Source organism: Nostoc sp. (assembly GCF_036919495.1).
Classification (GTDB): domain Bacteria; phylum Cyanobacteriota; class Cyanobacteriia; order Cyanobacteriales; family Nostocaceae; genus Nostoc.
The window spans coordinates 1-20,077 of the sequence record NZ_JBALBZ010000157.1; the positions used below are offsets into that span (position 1 = coordinate 1).

General features: G+C 40.3%; 20 protein-coding genes. 12 read left to right on the plus strand and 8 right to left on the minus strand.

All coding sequences use genetic code 11. The features are described from left to right. Positions 1 to 120 precede the first annotated feature (120 nt). The 6 genes from V7K25_RS22575 to V7K25_RS22600 all read left to right on the plus strand — a co-directional run bounded on the left by V7K25_RS22575 (position 121) and on the right by V7K25_RS22600 (position 5,487). A complete protein-coding gene (locus V7K25_RS22575) occupies positions 121 to 1,431 on the plus strand; it encodes a cytochrome-c peroxidase (RefSeq protein ID WP_335160753.1) in 1,311 nt (436 codons plus the stop codon). 438 nt (positions 1,432 to 1,869) lie between these two features. Further along, complete coding sequence (locus V7K25_RS22580) at positions 1,870 to 2,385, plus strand: macro domain-containing protein (RefSeq protein ID WP_335160755.1); 516 nt, start codon at positions 1,870 to 1,872, stop codon at positions 2,383 to 2,385. Between the two features lie 59 nt (positions 2,386 to 2,444). After that, the gene (locus tag V7K25_RS22585) at positions 2,445 to 3,218 is read left to right on the plus strand and encodes a nucleoside phosphorylase (RefSeq protein ID WP_335160757.1); all 774 of its coding nucleotides are present in this window, start codon (positions 2,445 to 2,447) and stop codon (positions 3,216 to 3,218) included. A gap of 387 nt (positions 3,219 to 3,605) precedes the next feature. Then, positions 3,606 to 4,166: a retropepsin-like aspartic protease family protein gene (locus V7K25_RS22590; RefSeq protein WP_335160759.1), complete on the plus strand. Its 561-nt coding sequence runs from the start codon at positions 3,606 to 3,608 to the stop codon at positions 4,164 to 4,166. Positions 4,167 to 4,239: 73 nt separating this feature from the next. Then, positions 4,240 to 4,632, plus strand: coding sequence for a carboxymuconolactone decarboxylase family protein (locus V7K25_RS22595; RefSeq protein ID WP_335160761.1), 393 nt, complete (start codon positions 4,240 to 4,242; stop codon positions 4,630 to 4,632). A gap of 42 nt (positions 4,633 to 4,674) precedes the next feature. Then, positions 4,675 to 5,487: an alpha/beta fold hydrolase gene (locus V7K25_RS22600; protein ID WP_335160763.1), complete on the plus strand. Its 813-nt coding sequence runs from the start codon at positions 4,675 to 4,677 to the stop codon at positions 5,485 to 5,487. A gap of 113 nt (positions 5,488 to 5,600) precedes the next feature. Here the strand turns inward: V7K25_RS22600 and V7K25_RS22605 are convergent, their stop codons facing one another. From V7K25_RS22605 to V7K25_RS22615, 3 genes are all read right to left on the minus strand, one after another. Next, on the minus strand, positions 5,601 to 5,966 hold the full coding sequence (locus V7K25_RS22605; RefSeq protein WP_335160767.1) for a hypothetical protein: 366 nt from the start codon (positions 5,964 to 5,966) through the stop codon (positions 5,601 to 5,603). Between the two features lie 274 nt (positions 5,967 to 6,240). Further along, entirely contained in the window at positions 6,241 to 6,588 is a 348-nt protein-coding gene (locus V7K25_RS22610) for a hypothetical protein (RefSeq protein ID WP_335160769.1), read from the minus strand. Positions 6,589 to 6,651: 63 nt separating this feature from the next. After that, positions 6,652 to 8,136, minus strand: a complete 1,485-nt coding sequence (locus V7K25_RS22615) for a CIA30 family protein (RefSeq protein ID WP_335160771.1) — start codon at positions 8,134 to 8,136, stop codon at positions 6,652 to 6,654. A 251-nt stretch (positions 8,137 to 8,387) separates the two neighbouring features. On the opposite strand from V7K25_RS22615, the gene V7K25_RS22620 reads away from it, so the two are divergent. After that, positions 8,388 to 8,897, plus strand: a complete 510-nt coding sequence (locus tag V7K25_RS22620; protein WP_335160773.1) for a HugZ family pyridoxamine 5'-phosphate oxidase — start codon at positions 8,388 to 8,390, stop codon at positions 8,895 to 8,897. A 136-nt stretch (positions 8,898 to 9,033) separates the two neighbouring features. Then, positions 9,034 to 9,939, plus strand: coding sequence for an alpha/beta fold hydrolase (locus V7K25_RS22625; RefSeq protein ID WP_335160775.1), 906 nt, complete (start codon positions 9,034 to 9,036; stop codon positions 9,937 to 9,939). Positions 9,940 to 10,020: 81 nt separating this feature from the next. Here the strand turns inward: V7K25_RS22625 and V7K25_RS22630 are convergent, their stop codons facing one another. After that, positions 10,021 to 12,771 (minus strand): zinc-dependent metalloprotease, encoded by a 2,751-nt coding sequence (locus V7K25_RS22630; RefSeq protein WP_335160777.1) that lies wholly within the window; start codon positions 12,769 to 12,771, stop codon positions 10,021 to 10,023. A 1,144-nt stretch (positions 12,772 to 13,915) separates the two neighbouring features. On the opposite strand from V7K25_RS22630, the gene V7K25_RS22635 reads away from it, so the two are divergent. Together V7K25_RS22635 and V7K25_RS22640 are read left to right on the plus strand one after the other, a co-directional pair. Then, positions 13,916 to 14,317 carry a hypothetical protein gene (locus tag V7K25_RS22635; RefSeq protein WP_335160779.1) on the plus strand — a complete coding sequence of 134 codons (402 nt, stop codon included), beginning with the start codon at positions 13,916 to 13,918 and terminating at the stop codon, positions 14,315 to 14,317. A 546-nt stretch (positions 14,318 to 14,863) separates the two neighbouring features. Beyond that, the gene (locus tag V7K25_RS22640) at positions 14,864 to 16,312 is read left to right on the plus strand and encodes an AAA-like domain-containing protein (protein WP_335160781.1); all 1,449 of its coding nucleotides are present in this window, start codon (positions 14,864 to 14,866) and stop codon (positions 16,310 to 16,312) included. Positions 16,313 to 16,775: 463 nt separating this feature from the next. Here V7K25_RS22640 and V7K25_RS22645 read toward each other — a convergent pair whose 3' ends face one another. Together V7K25_RS22645 and V7K25_RS22650 are read right to left on the minus strand one after the other, a co-directional pair. Further along, positions 16,776 to 17,153 (minus strand): hypothetical protein, encoded by a 378-nt coding sequence (locus V7K25_RS22645; protein WP_335160783.1) that lies wholly within the window; start codon positions 17,151 to 17,153, stop codon positions 16,776 to 16,778. A gap of 274 nt (positions 17,154 to 17,427) precedes the next feature. After that, positions 17,428 to 18,099 (minus strand): LuxR C-terminal-related transcriptional regulator, encoded by a 672-nt coding sequence (locus V7K25_RS22650; RefSeq protein WP_335160785.1) that lies wholly within the window; start codon positions 18,097 to 18,099, stop codon positions 17,428 to 17,430. A 100-nt stretch (positions 18,100 to 18,199) separates the two neighbouring features. Here V7K25_RS22650 and V7K25_RS22655 point away from each other — a divergent pair, with 100 nt between their 5' ends. Further along, complete coding sequence (locus V7K25_RS22655; protein ID WP_335160787.1) at positions 18,200 to 18,856, plus strand: DUF3386 domain-containing protein; 657 nt, start codon at positions 18,200 to 18,202, stop codon at positions 18,854 to 18,856. A gap of 187 nt (positions 18,857 to 19,043) precedes the next feature. Here the strand turns inward: V7K25_RS22655 and V7K25_RS22660 are convergent, their stop codons facing one another. Together V7K25_RS22660 and V7K25_RS22665 are read right to left on the minus strand one after the other, a co-directional pair. After that, on the minus strand, positions 19,044 to 19,274 hold the full coding sequence (locus V7K25_RS22660) for a hypothetical protein (RefSeq protein WP_335160789.1): 231 nt from the start codon (positions 19,272 to 19,274) through the stop codon (positions 19,044 to 19,046). Positions 19,275 to 19,307: 33 nt separating this feature from the next. Further along, on the minus strand, positions 19,308 to 19,535 hold the full coding sequence (locus tag V7K25_RS22665; protein WP_335160791.1) for a hypothetical protein: 228 nt from the start codon (positions 19,533 to 19,535) through the stop codon (positions 19,308 to 19,310). A 299-nt stretch (positions 19,536 to 19,834) separates the two neighbouring features. On the opposite strand from V7K25_RS22665, the gene V7K25_RS22670 reads away from it, so the two are divergent. Then, a complete protein-coding gene (locus V7K25_RS22670) occupies positions 19,835 to 19,990 on the plus strand; it encodes a hypothetical protein (protein ID WP_335160793.1) in 156 nt (51 codons plus the stop codon). The last annotated feature ends 87 nt before the right edge of the window (positions 19,991 to 20,077 follow it).

Sequence of the window (20,077 nt, forward strand, 5' to 3'; positions counted from 1 at the left end):
TTTTATCGTATTGACTAGCTAGTTTTTGATGCAAGCAGAGTGCATCTTATAAGCTAGCCACAGCAAAGCTTTGATAGTTTTCGGAGATGTCTCTTCGGTTTAAGAGACCCTAACGCCTCTGTGGTGAAAGCAGAAAACCCAAATCAGCTTAAATTTGTCAAAGTCAGCCTGAATAATTCGTCTTTGGCTTCCCAGGCGGTCGGGCCGCCACTCAGTTCCTTCGAGTCGTCTGCTGATGGTCGCACTTTTCAAGAAATTGGTAATAAGTTTGGTCAAATTGACCTCAGCAAATTTATAGTTGTCAATGGTTCGCTGGAAAATATTCTGTCAATTGGGGGTACAAAGCTCCCCAGAGTCCTGGGGCAAAAGTTGTCTGGACTCACACCATTAGGCAAACAGATTGTGCATCCACAAGACAGCGTTTTAGGTGCAGACAGTGGATATCCTCAGCCCGGACTCAAGGATAAAACCTACGAGGATCTGGTTAAAGATGCCTTTAAGCCAGAGTGGTGGAACTCTAATCAACTCATCCAAGTTGATGCTGAAGGTAAACGGACTTTTGTAAACGAACCAGATAACTCTTCCCAAACCGATGAGTACAAGCTGTTAGATTATAACTTCTCGCTATTCTTTGGGCTTGCACTTCAGTTGTACGAGTCTACACTCATTGCCAACGATACACCCTACGATCGCTTCTTAGAAGGAAATACCACTGCCCTCTCCGTGCAGCAGCAACGAGGCAAACAACTATTCGAGGGTAAAGCTGCCTGCATCTTCTGCCATAGTGGGTTGGAACTCACCAGCGCCTCGGTTAGCAACGTCAAGAACCAAAGACTTAGAGCCACTACCACTACTCCCAGAACCATCTCGGACAGAGGTTACTTCAATATCGGTGTTAGACCCACCCTAGAAGACATCAGTATTGGTGGTCAAGATCCATTTGGTAATCCGCTTTCGGAGTCGCGGGTCGCTGCTTTGGGGAAATTTTCACAACTTCTTGGTTCAAGCCCCAATGTTACAGTTAGTTCCAATGACACAGTAGTTGCAGACGGACAGTTTAAGGTTCCTGGACTACGCAATATAGAACTCACAGCTCCTTACTTCCATAATGGTGGTTATTTGACTTTGCCACAAGTGGTGGACTTCTATAATCGTGGTGGAGATTTCCGTCAGGAAGGGGTTCTCCGCCCATTGGGATTAAGCGAAACTGAAAAAGATGACTTGGTGGCTTTCCTGAAAGGACTCACTGATGAGCGAGTTGTCTCTGAGAAAGCGCCTTTTGACCACCCACAACTGTTCGTTCCTAATGGACATCTAGGTAACTCTATGTATGTTGTCAATGATGGTACTGGCAAAGCTGCCGATAATCTACTAGAAATTCCTGCGGTTGGTAAAAATGGTGGTAAAGGTACTCCAAATTTCCTGAACTAACTAGAAATTTGAGTTAGTCGCTCAGGTTTCAGAGCAGGGGCAATACGCTTGGGTTAAAAAGAATAATAGGTTGGGTTGAACGAAGTGAAACTCAATAAAGTCTTATTAATGTTGGATTGAGAAACGAAACCCAACATTAATAAGACTTTATTTTTTAGCCTCAACTGAACTGTATTGAGAACAGGGGGAGATAAGCGAAAAAAATTGGCGTTGCAGAACAGTGAGATGAATTGGGGCAAGCAGGGGAGGCAGGGGAAGCAGAGGAAGCAGAGGAAGCAGGGGGGGAAGTTTGAAAGTTGTTAAATCATCCCGCAAATATGCAACACCAAAAAATTACTTCCTTGCCCCCCGCTCATTGCATAGTTACAAACAGAGAAACAGTTGAGATTTGCCCTCGCTGACGTTTAAAATAGGTATTCAAGCGGAGGAAATGAAAGCTTGAAATTGATATTGGTAGCTCCTGACTCTTTGTTGTATGCAGCCTTTCAACAGCATTTTTATTACTTACCCAATGTCGAAATAGTGAATAACTATTTCGAGTGGTTGCCTGATTTTGATTGTATGGTCAGCCCTGCTAACTCTTTCGGAATGATGGATGGTGGCATAGATGCGGCAATTATCCGTTTTTTCGGTGATTCCTTAATGACAAGAGTCCAGCAGCGCATTCTTGAGGATTATTTGGGTGAACAGCCTGTGGGAACATCAATGATTGTGGAAACAGGGCATTACAAGCATCCTTTTTTGGCTCACACACCTACTATGCGAGTTCCCATGATCATTGCTGGGACAGATATTCCTTATATAGCGATGTGGGCTATGCTGTTAGCAATTCGCCACCATAATCAACACGTCAAACTAGCTTACGATCATTTTCTGTATCCACCCAAGCATCTCAATTGTATAGTTGCGGCTGAAAGACAACTTCAGATATGGGAAGGAGGAGATTTCCTCTAGGAAAATAAAAGTCACCCTAGCATAGTATTGTGTTAGGGCGATCGCTAATTTTTCACTCTATGCCAAATAAACGCTTTTATCACATTGGCTTTGGACAAGACGATTTAGGTTCATCGCCTCCCAGCATTGCCCTATTATCGGGCGATCCAGAGCGATCGCGTCTAATTGCCCAAACTTATTTACAAGATGTGCGCGTGTTGTCAGAAAATCGCGGACTCAATAGCTATGTAGGATATTTGCCTAATGGCCGCCCCATCTTATCAGCTACTAGTGGTATGGGTGCGCCTTCATTAAGTATTGTTGTCAATGAGTTAATCCAAGTAGGAATCCGGCAAATTATTCGCATTGGAACTTGTGGTTCCATTCAACCTTATATAGCAGTCGGTAGCGTTGTTATTAGCAGTGCAGCATTGTGTCGCCAAGGTGCAGCTTATGATATTGCACCTGTGGAGTATCCAGCCGCAGCCGATCCTTTTCTTACAGTCGCTTTAGTTAAAGCAGCACGAGAATTAAAGGTTGAACATTACATAGGAATTACGGCATCAGTTGATACTTTTTACGAAGGACAAGAACGCACTGATTCAGCGAATCCAAATTTAATGCGATCGCTGCATGGTATTACAGAAGAATATCGGCGATTAAATATCTTGAATTATGAGATGGAATGTGGCACATTATTCAAAATGGCAGGAGTGTATAATTTTGCTGCTGCTGCTATTTGTGGTGTAGTTGCTGGGCGTACTGTTAGTGAAAATATCATCTTAGAACAAAAAGATATTGCTGTTAAAAATGCGATCGCAATTGCTGTACATGCAGCAGAAACCCTTGAATAATCACAAATTTATCTTATCTAACTTCTTAGTTTGCCAGATTTAATATGATCTAAGTAGTTTTATCATGTCTTTACCTAATCTTTAATTTATCAATCAGTAATTATAGATAAAATGTATTGAGTTAAATGCAATTTAATCTTCTGGAGACATTTAAATAAACAGCAAATTAAAAAACATCAATAAATAACTTAAAAATACAAACTTTGTGTGATTAATATAAAAAACAGTTATAACAAAAATAACGCCAATTAGTTTAAGTTTTGTTGTATCAACATTTATAAAACCTAGATTTTATCTTAAAAAGATGGTTTTATAGTACCAACTATTACAGCGATTATGATAAGTTAAGCTATTAAAAAAACTCAGCGAACTTGGAGAGAATATAACATGAAGAATGCTTGGAAGCGTTGGATTATAACCGTTAACCTAGCTGCAATCGGACTAATGCCGACGCTAATACTTTTAGCATTCTCTCATCAGGCAACAGCTGACGATCTAGGAGCATGTTATATGATAACCTCCTCTGGTAAAACCGTTGGATTGGGAAGGCTTTGTGGCAATGTACCTGTAGCTTCAGAGAACAGAGTTTTTCGAGTCTCAATCAAACGCCGCTTTGGTGGAACTCCTGTGATTGATGTCACCTTCAACGACAAAAAAACTTTTGAAATGATTGTAGATACAGGTTCTAGTGAAACTATTATCACCCAAGGGATGGCGAATACACTTGAACTCCAGGCTACAGGGACAATGCAAGCCCAAATTGCCGATGGTAGCCAAGTAGAATTCCCAACCAGTAAGGTAAAATCTATTGCAGTAGGTGGAGTTACAGCCAATAATCTTCGGGTAGCGATCGCACCAAAAGCAAGCATTGGCTTACTGGGCCACGATTTCTTTGGTAGCTATGATATCAAGATTCTGGAAAAAGAGGTCGAATTTAATCATCGCTAATGTCCGCAGCTAAAAACGTAGTATTCTACATTTTGGTATCTATAAAAGGACGGGGTTTCTACCCAAATTTTCGATGACTAAGCTGATTGAATACGAAGAAGCCAGCGACGAAGTACGTGCAGTATATGACGACATCCGCGCTACCCGCCAGAATGACTATATCAATAACTTTTGGAAAGCTATAGCCAATCATCCCCCTACCTTGCAACGAACTTGGCAAGCGGTGAAGGAAGTGATGACTGGCCCCGGTGAGATTGATCCACTAATGCGCGAACTAATTTACATCGCCGTGAGTGTGACGAATGGCTGTGAGTATTGCATCGCCTCGCACACAGCAGGGGCGCTGGCCAAGGGTATGAATGATACCATGTTCGGGGAACTCATGGCGATCGCAGCCACTGCCAACATGACCAATCGCCTCGCCAACGGCTATCAAATTCCGGTGGACGAGAGATTTAAGACATAGGAGTGTAGCCTTGTCCATCCCTGCTTAAGAGAATTATTTACTATGCCCAAAGTTCAGATTAACGGGATTGAGTTGTTCTACGACATTAAGGGAAAGGGTGAGCCTTTGCTATTAATAGCTGGCTTTCTTTGCGATCATGCCTATTGGTCGTTGATTATGCCATCGCTGGTTTCGCACTATCAAGTCATTCGCTTAGACAACCGAGGTATGGGACGAAGTTCTGCTCCCGAAACCCCCTATAATCTGAAGCAGATGGCCAATGACGTTGCAGCATTGCTCGATCATCTTGCGATCGATAAGGTGCATTTAGCAGGTCATTCAATGGGTGGTCAGATAGCCCAAGAGTTAGTGTTAGCACATCCTGAAAAGGTAGAAAGTCTGATACTACTTTCGTCCTTGGCAAAGGGTGATCGATTATTTAACAGCATTATCGAGACTTGGGGCGACCTCTGCAAAAATGTAGACTTGAAACTTTATGAAAAAGTCGTATTACCCTGGATATTTACAGATACGTTCTACTCGATTCCTGGGATGATCGAAGGTCTGATTGAATTTGCAATCAGATATCCTTTCCCACCTGCGGCTCATTCACTCTATCATCACAGCCGAGCCATGCTTGACATTGACACAACAAACCGTCTTCAACAAATTCATTGTCCTACCCTAGTTTTAGTTGGTAAACAAGACATTCTCACCCCGCTAAAGTTTTCCCAGCAACTCGCTCAAGGGATTCCCAACGCTGAACTTTTAGTCCTCAACGCTGGGGGTCATGGCTTCTTAATTGAGTCGCCGGATGCTGTGGTTTCAGCTATGCTTAACTTCCTGGGGAAGTTGAAACCAGCTTATACGAATTAATAAAATCGGTTCTACCGTTCCCTTTATGGCTTGTCGTTACGCACATATTTGTCACAGTCAAAGTGTCGCGCTAACCTCATATCCCGCCTCGGAATAAATTCCAAGGCTAATAGCTAAAGTCCACTCAAGTGGACTGAAATTTTCTCTTTTATATCAGGTTCGGTTAAACACTTATAAGCAACAGATACTCCAAAATCGTGTTGAAGTACTTGAAAGTCGTGTTGAGGTACTCCAAAATCGTGTTGAGGTACTCCAAAGTCGTGTTGAGGTACTTCAAAGTCGTGTTGAGGTACTCCAAAGTCGTGTTGAGGTACTCCAAAGTCGTGTTGAGGTACTCCAAAGTCGTGTTGAGGTACTCCAAAGTCGTGTTGAGGTACTCCGAAGTCGTGTTGGAGTACTTCAAACTTTGTCGCACTGCAATCAAGTACAGAGGTGCGTAAGCGTAGCCCGCCGTAAGCATCGCTTTCATAAATCTCCACAAACAAAGCGATGTCTACGACGGGCTACACCTACGCTTGACTTTTAAAACAATCGCTACATTGATAGATTTTATTAGAAATCATCTGAACTTGATATTTATACATGGCTAAAAATTTTGTATTTAGTCCTCTTTAGAGGACTTTAGCTATTAGCCTTGGAATTTATTCCGAGGTGGAAATGGTAACGAAGCCCAATATTTAAAAAATGTTGGTAATAACAAAGTATTAAAGGCAGAGGTTAAGTTTTGAAAACTAGATAGAATAATTTAAATACTCAGCGACTTTCTAATTTAGAAACTCGCGCCTCTAATTTGTTAACTTGTTGCTTCAATTCAACCACCAAAGTTGCCAGCCGATCAAACATTGGATCTTGCTGTGATAAGTTCCTTCTGGAACCAGTTGACTGCCGTGGGGTAAGTGTTGTTCTTGGGGATGAAGAGTGGCCACTTCGACCGAGTTGAGACTCTATCTGGCTTAATCGTGACTCGACACGATTTAAGTCCGCTTCTAGGTTGTAGATGCGAGACTCCACTTGCTGGGATGAAGCAGTGTTTCCAAATAATCCACCCCAGAGAATTGTTGCTAAAATCCCAGCAAATATTAGCACTTGGATTTTTTTCATAACAGTCTATTTAGACAGGATGTGTTGGGATGGCTACAGAGTATAAGTCTGTAGTCACTTCACTTATTTATCCTTTACCAAATTAGAAAATAACTTCTGCCCATCGATAGAGTTAACAGTATTATCTCCCTGTTTTACTTCAAACGTGACATTAGAAGCTTTTGCTAGTTTTAAAGCTTGCACGCAAAGTTCTGCCACATCCTCACGGCTGATTTTGCCCTTAATATTATCACCTTGCTCGAATATTAATTCCTTACCCCCTGGTTCTTCAGTTAAAGCACAAGGTCTAACAATCGTATAAGGAATTCCGCTTTCTCTTAAACTATCTTCTCCCTTCAACTTCCAAGTTAAAATTCCTCCTAATTGGTCATTTAATTTCACTGCTGGCGGTTCTTCATCTAAATTAATGCCGGGGCGTCCAGGACGAGTTACGCCTGCTGAACTGACGAGGATAAATTGTGGTAAACTTGTCCCGCCGTAAGCTTTAATTGATTCCAACTGCAAAGCAAAACCACCGGGAGAAAATTTAGGATTCAAAGCACCATCATATTCAAATTTGCTCAACATCAGTTGGAATGAACAAACTCTATTCTGCTCAATTGGTGGCGCATCTTTGACAACTTTTGCCCGAAAGACGGGAATCAAATCTGCAAAGGGAATGTGAACATCTATCCAGGTATCAGCTACGGTATCGAAAGAATAGCTATAGCCAATACCATCCCATTTTGTATCTGTCCGCAGGAATATTTTATAACGCTGACCGTCACCTTTGACGCGCAATTTCACACCTTCGCAATCAGATAAATTGAAGGGTGGATCAAAATTCTTGGTTCTAATAGAAGCAAATCCACCAGAGTTAGCTGTGGAGACATTACCAGCAAACAAAGCTGTATTTTCTACTAATTGAATATTACTGGCACTTACGCCACCCATAACGACATCATCCAGCGCCCCCCAGTAATCTTTTAATTCTGCTGATGGCTTGGTGAAATCAAATATCGGTTTTTCGTTTGCTTGGGGTAAATATTTTGCTGCCGCTTGGACTAAATTTTTAACACCTTGATATTCTACATTTTCTGGGGTGTCGCCAACAATTTCTGGTTGGTAAAATTTAACCCCTTGATAATATTTGGCTCTATCTGCTGTGTCTCCCTCAACTGGTTGCACGCGCACTGCTGTGCAACAAACTACAGCTTGGATATCAGCCATAACTAAAGAATTTAAAGTTTCTGCTTGGGTGATATCCGCAACTACTAAGTCTATATTATTACCAAGAATTGACCTGGCTCTGTCAATATCTCGAACTAGGGCGCGAACTTTATAACCTTGTTGGAGCGATCGCTGCACTACTCGTTTACCTACACCACCTGTTGCACCTGCTACTAATATTACACCCATATTTCTTCCTCCATTGGGTCTATTTTGATTATCCTTAGGACGGCCTTGGATTAACTGCTGTACCCAGTTAAGGAAAGGAATTACCTCAAAGTAAGTCAGGGTTTCAATAAACCTGCCTAAATCCCATTGAGAACGATTTTTGTCAGTCATATTTGCGTCCTCATAACTTTCTTCAGTTTAGCCCAATGTTTGTTTCTCTAAATCCTCCGGTACTCAGAGCTTGGATAATGCTGAATTGCTTTAATTAGGGGAAAGGGTACAGGAGAAAACTATAACCTGTAACCTATTCCCTTAAGCCAAATCTTTGGCATTCCATGCGACGCAGAATAGCCCGTCGTAGACATCGCTCAATCACGTTAGGATACTTAATGAGGTGTTCCTAATCAAACGGTAATTTACTTATGAGCCAACTTGAAGACATTCAAGCTGAGTACGAAAAGTTTCCAGAAAAATTTGAGAGTGTAATTATTAGCACTGTGAGCGCACAGGCAATACCCAATGCTAGTTATGCTCCCTTTGTAATAGATGATTCCAAAAACATCTACATTTACGTCAGTGGTCTTTCAACTCATACCAAAAATCTCTATGACAATCCTCATGTTAGTGTCTTGTTTATCGAGGATGAAGCCAAGAGTAATCTAATTTTTGCCCGTCGTCGTTTAAATTTTGATTGTACGGCAAATTTGATAGAGCGTGAAACTGATAAGTGGAATCAAATTGTTGAGCAATTTCAAGGGCGGTTTGGTCAAATTATCGAGGTTTTGCGCGGCTTGTCTGACTTTCGGATTTTCCAGCTAACACCGAGTGAAGGCCGTTTTGTAGTTGGTTTTGGGGCAGCCTATCACATCAGTGGTGATAACCTAAATCAACTTGTTCAGATCACAGGAGATAGTAATCAAAAGCAAGGATGAATTGTATGCGAATTAAATATGAAATAGCTTAAAAGACAAAAAGTTTACTTACCCAGATAATTATCAGTAAGCTTGACTTTATACCTCGTAATTTTGCCTTCGGGTAAAGTGCCATTAAACTATACTTTTTAATTTTATGCTTCAGTTTCAACCTCCTGGCTTTGGACATAAACTTATCCATACATCCTTGGGGGCAATGGTTTACTATACCCAAACTAATGCACCTTGGCCCTTCGCTGATACTGAAGATTTACCTCCACTACTGTTTCTCCATAACTTTGGTGGTGGGGCATCTGCGTATGAATGGTCTAAAGTTTACCCGGCTTTTGCCTCTAATTACCACATTTTAGCTCCCGATTTAATCGGCTGGGGAGAATCGGCTCATCCAGTCCGGGATTATAAAATTAGGGATTATCTCAGCACGATCGCAGAGTTTATCATTGAAACTTGTCGTCAACCTGTGACGGTGGTAGCCTCGTCTCTAACAGCCGCTTTTGCTATTCGTTTAGCTATTGTTCAACCCAATTTATTCAAAGCACTGTATTTGGTATCCCCTTCTGGATTTGATGATTTTGGACAGGGTGCTGGACGCAGACTTCCGCTTTCGGCGATCAATGCGCCTCTGTTGGACAATTTTATTTATATGCTTGGTGCTGAAAATGAAATTGCAGTCCGAAATTTTTTACAAAGTTTTCTGTTTGCCAAATCACAACGAGTTTCTCAAGAAATGGTGGAGGCTTATTTAACCTCTGCACAACAGCCTAATGCCAAGTTTGCCGCTTTGTCATTTTTGCGGGGTGATCTTTACTTTGATCTGAGTTTATATATTAAACAACTGACAATTCCTACTGTCATTTTTTGGGGAGAAAATGCACAATTTACCAGCATCAAATTAGGACGACGCTTGGCAAATTTAAATCCAAGTGCAACTCAAGATTTTTATGCGATCGCAGATGCAGGAATATTACCTCATTTGGAAATGCCAGAAGTTGTAATTGGTTTATTGCAAAGGTATCTTGGGGAAGTGGGGAATGGGGGATGAGGGAGTAGGGGGAGCAGGGGGAGCAGGGGAGGCAGGGGGAGAATAACTAATGACTAATGCCCTATTCCCTATTCCTTATGACTACTTAGAAATTAACTGTGCATTTAATGCTTTAGCGATGCGATCGCCAGAAGCTTCTAAATGGGCTAGGGTGTAAATATCAAGGCTTTCACTAAGTTGTTTGAGTCTGACATCAATGGCTTTTTGTAGTTGGCGCAATTTATACCAAGCCAGTGTTCGCCCATCTTCAGGTGTATCATTAGTACCCAACATCATCTCTAGCAAAATATTCAGATATTCCTGTTGCAATGAACGGCGGATGCTAGAAATTGGCTTTGGTTCTCCTGGGGTTAAAACTTCTGTCCAAATGCCTGTTTGCAGGGTGTCGAACAGTTCCGGGATGGAAAGCGCTTCTCCAGGCTGGGTTTTTAATTCTATATCTTGTAAACGATTCAGGCGATCGCTGTCTAATAGCGATCGCAGTACCGCACTTTGGAAACCCAGAATGCGATCGTGAATCGGATAATCAAGGCGGTTGTTAGGTACAGAATTACCCCAATGTTCCCAGCGCGATGGTGCTAGTTGATTCAACAATTGTGGTGAAAAACTGAAAGCATTCTCAGCAAACACATATTCTTGCAGCTTTGTCAATGCTTGACGTTGTTTTAAAAGTGAAACTGGTACAAATGTCCAAGAAGTATCATCACTAGCATGGAGACGCCGAAACGATTGTCCACCAATATATTTAGAAAGTAAGGTGGCGTTGCGAAAATAATATTTAAGTACTCTATTGAATGAGACGCGCAGGTTACTATAACTTTCGCCTTTCGATAGATAACCCTTGTCAAGGCGTTGCCACATAAAACGGGCATTATCCATTTGCCATTGCGAATAAAGTAGTACATCACTACTCATGTCCCAGACATTTGCCAAAGGATTAATATCCCAGATATCTTCATCAGTTGCATAAGATAATTCTGGTTGAGGCGACACCAGTGCAATCTGCTCCAAAAAAGTTTTTTCTGATTCTGGAATGATTCCCTCAAGTGTTACTGATGGGCTTCTTTTATAACCATACTCAATTGCCCATTCGTCGTAAGGCCCAACAACTCCTGGGAAATAGTCACCTTGTTGTATTCCCTGTGGTGCTATATTCACAGGTAGATAGTCCATCACCGAACCCACTAAACCTTTAGTGCGAGTGATTTGAGTATTATTTAATTCTTCGGGCGTTAACATGGTGCTGCCGTGAAAGTTGTGGCGCAAACCGAGAGTATGCCCGACTTCGTGAGCAATCAGAGAACGCAAATATTGATGCACATACTTCTTCATGGTTTCACTACTAGGTGTAGTGTTTGGCAAAATTGACAATGCCAACGCCCCCATTGCGGCTTGAGATGAAGACTCCATGCTATAGCAGAAGTCATTGTCTACTAAATGTTGTTTAGGAAAAGCTTTAAAACCTTTCGAGAATGTTGCAGATAAATTACCTGGACATGGGTTTTTGCCCAGTTGAGAAAAGTGTCCATCCGTAAAAGATGAATTTTCTTCCATCAGCGCGTGATATTCTTGCTGAATTGAACGCACCATATTGGCATCCACAATAATATCTGCATCCAATATTTCCCCGGTAAGTGGGTTAACGCGCACTGGGCCTTTGGCAAAACCTGCATCTAAAGAATTGAACCAGCGAATAGTGTTGTAATGTACATCTGCGGGTTGCCAATCAGCATCATTTGGCATTTGCTGCACTTCAATAGCATTTTGAAATCCAGCTTTTTCAAACGCTTTGTTCCACATCAAAACACCTTCATGAATCGCATTGCGGTACTCTAGTGGCACAGCATTTTCAATCCAAAACACAATTGGCTTTTTGGGTGGAGATAAGGGAGCGTTAGGATCTGATGGCTCTAGATGCCAACGATTGATGTAACGGACAAATGATTCGTGAGCATTATTATTAGATAAATTTTGGAAAGCAGTAATAAAATATCCTACTCTGTCATCTGCAAGTCTAGGAATGTAACCAGTACTTTCTCTAAGCTGAGAAAAACTGTAGTGTACCTTCAGAGTAAGTGCCCTGCTATCGGGTACTGTAACTAAATTTGCTCCTTCTAGTGATGAAAAGCCGTAAATAGAATCAATTTCTACATTTTCTGCGAAGCTGTTAACATCACCTAAATAAGACTTTCTTGTATCCAAGTGATAATCAGCCTGCAAAGAGTATTTTAATAAGGTAGTTAAGCCTGGAAAATCCTGCATTAGCAGTTCATCTAGGCTGATTAGAATATTTTTACCGCCTGGTTTAATAGTGTGTATTTCGAGTGAATAAAGAACCGAGTCGCTAAATGAACGAGCAAGCGATCGCTGTTCGGGTCTAGTTTCTGCACGGAATTTAACATTACGAATCACAAAGTGCAATCTATTCTTTACTCGTTGAAAGTAGAAGAGAAAATCAGATAGAGGTAATCCACTATAAATTCCCTTTTCCCCAATGCCCGATTCCAATGTAACTATAGCTAGATAGTCTTTATTTAGCTGCTCTGGTTTAATTTCTAAGTAAATTTTGCCCGAATCGCCACTGCAATAAAGTGTAAATAGTCCCTCTAGTTTATCTATTCTTTTGACAATCTCATCAAATTGGCAAAAATTTTCTTTTCTACTCTTAGCAAGATTATTGTCAGCACTTGCTAAGTTTTCAACCGTCGGGAGTGCATTTAATTGTTGCACATCAATATTTGAAAGTTGGTTTGCTCCTGCGTAATCACTTGATAGGAGCAAGTTATACAGTAATATTATACAGATTGCGAATTTCCTAATCCAGTATTTCATCCTTTGGCTTTCCACCTGAACCAGTTCTCGTATTGAGGAAAAAACGTGGATTAATTTGCCGTCTGCAAGCCCTTCAATATCTAGGGATTACGGTATAAATCCACTAAGTTAGACAAAACTTTGTCTCTAGCCTAAAAGTCGTCTTACTATTGATTGTTATTAGTAACTATTTATTTTTATACATCAAGTCTCTGTTTCTTAAGATAGATAATTTATCTAACCAAAGATATATGTTTTTTTAATTTCTATCTGTATTAAAGAGCAAATGTAGCATTAAAAATGTATTTAGTGCTACATTTGCCAGCCGAAGTAATCTTAAGCATCATTTATAAACAGAAAGAGAGACTACTAAAAAAGCTGTTATTGAGGATTAAAAAGCTTTTTTCGGATGAATTGTGGAAATTTATGCTAATCCCAATCGTTTTCTCACATCCTCTCCTCAATTGCTTTTTCCCAATGGTCTTTAAAGCGTTAGCCCAACAGAAAATCAGCTTTCTTGCCTAGTTCTCGCCCTTGTACTAGGGTGGCAAAAATTCCTTTGATTTGTCAGGGAGCCAAGCAAGATGGAATAGAGCAACTTAGCTGATGCTTAATGGTTTTAGTTAATTTACTTGCGATTGGCATATTCTCGCCCAAAGGAGCCTTTAGGGTATTGGCTTAATTGCTTCAAATCAATTACGGGATAATATCCCGCGACTGGTTGCAATTTGGAGGCGACTGTTGGAGAAACTTTAGCACCGAATCAATCAGATTTAAGAATGCCAATATCACCCAAGTTTTCTGAGTTTTTGTGAGCGATAATCCCTTGGAGTTGTTGTAGCGTTTTGAACATAATAATTTTCTTTAGTAGATTTAAAAAAGGGAGCATCCCAATGCAAGCAAATTTACCAAAATCGTTACAAGTCAATTGCGAATGAAGCGTATAGCTTCGCTTAACGAGCTAGCTTTTCTAAAAGTTGCAAAATGAAGCGATCGCTTTGTTTCACTGCGTTCTGCTCGCAATGACCAATTAGCGACAAAAAAATCACCTCTTCCCAAAGATTTAAAATATATTTCTTTTTTATAACTAAAATATGCCTTTTGCTAGAAGGATAATTACCTTTACATAGTTAATCTTTATTTGTAGTCTAAAAAGCTAATTGGCATGATAAATTTGATTTCTAGAACGATTGCTAACATCAGTTCCCTACTTAAAGGACTTCAGGTAAAATCTTTTTTGGCTGTTGCCGTAGTTGGTTTTCTAGTGCTGACAACGAATGTTAATTATGAGCAGGGGCAGAATGATAAAGGCTTAAAGGAGAGAGTCCGCCAAGAGATACAGCAAAATGATGCTGAAAGACCGAAAACAGTAGGGCAGTGGTTTAAGGATGCTCGCGAAACCGAAAATTCTCCTGGTGAAAGACTTCAGAAGATTGGGCAACAGTCAGGAGAAGCCCTTAAAGAGTTTGGAGGTGGATACGTAAAGGGCGCTAAAGAAACTGCTAGCGATGTAGGCGACAGTGCGGCAGAGGCAGCCAGAGATGTCTCAAACAAAGTTGGACGCTAAATGCGTTACGATATCCTATTGGCAACAAGTACTAATAACTTTTCGCCAATAAAAGAGTAATAATAAGGGCGCTGGTGTATAATCACCGAATTCTAATACCTGGGTAACGCGCTTACCCTTGCTGATCATAGATTGTAGTCTTTGTCTTTCTCAGTTGCATAAAATATAGTGCTTTAGTAGGGGCGTACAGTTAGCTGTGCGCCCCTACTGCAATATTCAGATTAAGACAAGATAAGAAATAATTTAAGTAATATCCTCATAAGTTGGCATAAAAAAAGAGAACTATTAAGGCTTGTTATTTGCAAGTAGTAAAAGACATTTGATCCAGAAGCGTCAACAGCTTTGCATAGGACAGTAAATATAACAATCAATACAATATAGTTATGTTTATTTATACCTATTTATATATCTGCTATTAAGTATTTTTGTATAATTTGTTACTAAATATTAGTAGTTTAGTAACATCTAAATAACTGCATGAGAACTGTTTAAAAACATGAAACAATGAAGAGATAGTTAATAAAAAGCAGATAGATGATTAGCAATATGAAGCACTCTAAAAGCACGCGAAGACGAGGAGTTGTTCTAACGAGTGCTGGGTTGAAGCGTTTACAAGCGGCAATTCTGGCTATCGAAAAAGTTCAAAACAGTTGCGAACACTTCACTCTAGAAGAATTAGGCGATCGCATGAATGTTTCTACCAAAACTCTGAACCGATTATGGTCGTTGGATAAAGGCGTAGATCAAAAAACCCTGAAATTATGCTTTAGTGCCTTTAATCTAGAATTACACAGGGAAGACTATGCAATCTTAAGTGAACAGAATAATACTGAAAGTTCTCAAAGTATTTCACCAAGTTTAGATACAGAAAAAAAAATATCACCGATTTTATCCTTAGATTCATTTGTTACTCAACAGCATAACCAACTCGAAAATATTTGGTCATACCCAGATGGCCCCGTATCTCTAGATTCCCCCTTTTATGTCGAGCGTCCCCCCATTGAGGAACTAGTTTATCGAGAAATAATTCAACCAGGCTGTGTGATTCGGATTCGAGCACCAAGAGAAATGGGAAAAAGTTCTCTTGTACTGAGGCTTTTAGCCTTTGCTCAGATGCAAGGTTATCGCCCAGTCAACCTTAATTGCAAGCAAATCGATGACAACTGTCTGACAGACTTAAACAAGCTTTTGCGTTCTTTTTGCTGGCAAATTGCAACAGCATTAGGCATTGATCCCAAGCTAGATGACAACTGGCATGAGGAAATAGGTTGTAAGTTGAGTTGCAGTTTCTATTTACAATCTTATTTGCTCAAGCAATGTCAAAGTCCGGTGGTTTTAGTGTTAAATGACGTTGACCGCTTTTTTGAATATCCTCAAATTGCTCAGGAGTTCTTTGGTTTGTTGCGCTCTTGGTATGAGGAAGCACGACAACAGACAAACTTGCAGAAACTGAAGCTAGTGGTAATTTATTCCACAGAAGTATATGTCTCCTTAGATATCAACCGCTCCCCATTTAATATCGGACTACCTATCCGTCTACCAGAATTTACTGACCACCAAGTAGAATACTTAGCGCAACGGCATGGTTTAGACTGGACTAGTAACGAGGTTACTCAACTGATGTCGCTCGTGGGGGGACATCCAGCACTAATTCGGATTGCTCTGTATTATCTATGCTGTCAAGGAATCACCTTAGAAGAACTGATACAGGAGGCTATTGCTAACGGCGGTATCTATCGTTATCATTTATGGCGACACTGGGCAATCCTAAAAGAAAATACCAGTTTAGTAAAGGCATACGTTGAAGTTCTGACAGCAAAGCAAAGCATTTTCCTCAATCCTATTTATGCTCATAAGCTCGAAAGCTTGGGGTTGATCGCTTATGAAGGCGATCGCATTCTACCGCGTTGCGAACTCTACCGTGCTTACTTTAAAACACAACTAGGCGTGGGTGTTGCTGAGTTTGAATATAAATCACTGCAAAAACGTGCTTGAGAAAAATTTATCAGGTGCTTTTTTCTCACGCTTCTATGCTCACTAAAATTCTGGGCGAAGGTTTCCTTTGCTCAGGTTTTTCTGAAGCGTCGTTAAGTTCTCTTATATGTTGAATTAGCCAAGCCAACAACTATCTACAGTTTTTTAATAATAGCGGCTGGAAAAGATTTAAAACTATTGTGTTGTCGTCATAATCATCATTTCGGATAAAATAATTAACCCGATGATTTAATTGATAATAGCTAGATTTAGCAGCATAGACTGATTCTAAATCTAGCTATGCGATCGCTTGTTCCTAATTCCGGTAATTTTTCAATCCAACTTTATTGTTTGATTACCACTTGAAACCATTTACAGTTGACTTTCTTAACACAGCGATCATAGCTATATTCAGTTTCGCTGATTTCGCTCAATCCTATCGTTAGTTTAAGGATGCAAATTTTGGTATTTCAACGAGAAATAATTAACTAGCTAACCAATAAAGTTGATAATGCTCAATAAAAAACGTTCCATTATTGGAAGACATTTTGAAAAAGAAGTAATAATCTCCTAGTTCCCAAATACTAAATTCTCCCTCTTGTTCTTGAGCAGTAGCTGTTGAACCAGCATTGGGGATTGTCATACTAGCAGTTCGTGTTCTATTGTGCGCTCTCATCAGAAAAACTTCCAGCAAGCAGAAACCTTTTAGTTCAGCAGAATAAAGAATTTTGAAACGGATTTTTCCTCCATCACGCAGGGTCTTTTGAATATAAAAGTTTTCAGTCTGAATGGGATTACCAGACAGTTTAACACCTTGTCCTTGTGTTAATATATATGTCTGATTTGGATCTCTTAAACTCACTGATTTTCCTCCTCACAAAAAATAGGGTATATTGAGATAATTGCGTTGTTAACAAATGTTTTTGCCGTCACGTCCGTATTTTCCCGCCATCGCCAGGAAAAGGCAATGACAGATAAGACAGTTAAGACAGTTAAGAAATTGATTGCAGCAAAAATAATCAAGACTTAAGCATTAACCAAATATTTAAGGCTCTTCGTTACCAAGCCCCTGATGATTTTAAGAGTTATGCACTCTAAAAATTTCTGCCCGTGTGAATTAACAAAACTACGTCTTTTTATGAAACTTGTATATCTTGTAGCTTTGCCACCATTTCTGCACGCGCCGAAACCTTCAACTTACGAAACATCCTCTTCAAAGCTTGTTTGACGGAATTTTGCGTAATCCAAAGTTTTTCCCCAATTTCTGCGTTCGTTAACCCCTGTGCCACTAATTCGGCAATTTCTAACTCACGCGCTGTTAAAGGATTTACTAAAAGAGAATGGGATATTTTTGGTTTTGTCCGTAGAGTTGCCATTTTTGCTGATAAATGAATGCATAAGGCACTCAAATCAGCTAAATCGTTGCCATTAAAAGCCGGATTTCCCTTGTCACGAGCCAAGTTAAGCGTTCCTACAAGACGGCCATTGCAAACAATTGGCCCAGTCATCACATGTTCATGATCGGAACGCGAGCAAAAATGCTTCCAGTCTCCTGGCGATAGTAATAACTGTTCATGGGCGGGAGCGTGACGCTCAACCACGTAGCGCCCGACTGGATTGCTTTCTAAGCATACTGCCGGAATGCCCTGAACATCCATTTGGGCCGTTGGTTGCTCATCTAGGAAATAAATGCCCCAATTTTGCACACCAAAATGCTCACCAATTTTATCCGTGAGAGCTAGCCTTAATTCTTGCTCATTTTGGACATTGGCGATCGCATCAAATACGGCGTGAAGAGAATTAACCATAAGTGTACCCAGTTGGGGACTATCCAAGCCTCAACAATTACTTCTATGCTAATACCAAGGAAACTAAAACGCTAATTACAGTAGCGACTAGGAGAAGCACATGACAGTTACACAACTCTCTGCTCAGGAACTTTTCCGGGCTGCTTATGAGAACCGCTACACTTGGGACAAGAATTTCCCTGGTTATACTGCAAATATTACCTTTAAGCATGATGATAAAGTGTTTACAGGCAAAGTTATCATCACTGCCAATCTGAAAGCCGAAGTTTTGGATGTAGATGACGAGCCAGCCCAGAAAGCAATTCATGGTCAAGCATGGGAGATAGCAATTCACCGCATCCGCCGCAGCTTTGAAGATACCCACAGCGCCAATACCTTTAGCTATGGCAAAACTGACGAAACTGGTGCGGTTGAGCTTTTAATGGGTGGTAAGGCTGAAGGCGATAAATACAAAGTCCGCAATAATGAGGTATGCCATGTTCACCGTCTAATTCACGGTACTTATGTGACAATTGACACCTTCAGCAGTCACGACACCGGGGAAGGCTATCTATCCCACCGCTATGACTCTGTGTACCATGACCCCAAAACTGGGGAACAAAAGGGCGGTAGAAGCGAATTTATCGATGAGTATGAAAAAGTTGGTGACTATTTTATTCTAAATCGTCGGGAGATTCGCACCGAGACAGCAGGACAACTTTCTATTCAAGAATTTATCTTCTCTGATATTAAGTTGTTGGAACCTGTTGCTGCTTAAGCTGTATTTTGTAATCTAAAAATCAGCGTAGGCTGCGCCTACGCTTTTTTTTTGATATTGAGTAATAACAATCAACTGTTATAGTCAAGCAACCTGTACGCTTGTGGGGTTTTTCATGTCCATCGCTTGAAGGCACAGTGAAATGCACTCGGTTCAGAAAAGCCTAGTAAAAAAGCTACATCATGTATTAAGGCATCTGTTTTTTAAGATGTCGTAGCGCTAATTCTTTACGTGTTGCATCCCAGAGTTGTTGATATGAAGTACCCTCTGTTTCCAGTTTTATCTGCAACTTACGAACGCTGATAGCTAGATTGTGGGCAATGGTCTTGAGTGCAAGAACTTCCCCTTTTAACTGTTGAGAAATTGCCTGAACAACAAGGTTGCTACAAGTATTTTCTTGGCTCAACTCATCTAACATGGCTTTTGCATGTTGTTCAAAATCGGATTAAAATCAATCTTGCTTGAAACCACAACCCAAACATCGCATACAAACAAAGAAAGCCGCTAAAACTGAGATTATCTCAAATAGCAATTGAAATGACAAAGGAGCCAGAGCAAATCCCCAAACCAGAACAATTGTCCCAACTACCATAGCCGCAATGCGATGAATTTCCTCCTTAGTCTTCCAAGCAAAGAAGAAAGTCGCTAACCCAATTAATAAGAAGACTAAGCTACTCATAAAGATATTTTTTAATTAGAAGTGAAAGTAAATCATGCAAAGCTAGAATGTTGACAAAGATTGCAGATGCCAATTATCTAAAATTTAGCATATAAAGATTTTACAGCCTAGCCTAAGTTCGGAAATATTTGTGATTAAATATTAATACGGTTCAGTTTACAGCAATACAGAAAGCAATAATTTACTAGCCCTGTAAACAGTAATAAATTCATTTTTGATGATTTAATCTGCAATTGTTATTACAACATTTGTCTTACTTATATTAAGTATTAATGTTTGTTTAATTTGAGTTTAAATCAATGGTGAGTCCTGGTTTACTATTGTTTACAGAATTTTTGAGCATGATTTTTGGTTCCAATATTGGCACAACTAGTAATACTAGCGATGTTTACAATGGGCTACGCCTACACATTTTTGCCCTACACTGCCTGCCCGTCGTGCATTGGAACGGCTAATCCCTGATGAAAAAACCAAAATCGGCAGACTTAAAGACTGTAGGTGGGGTGCTGACAGAAGTAATGGTGATTTTGAGTTATTCTCAC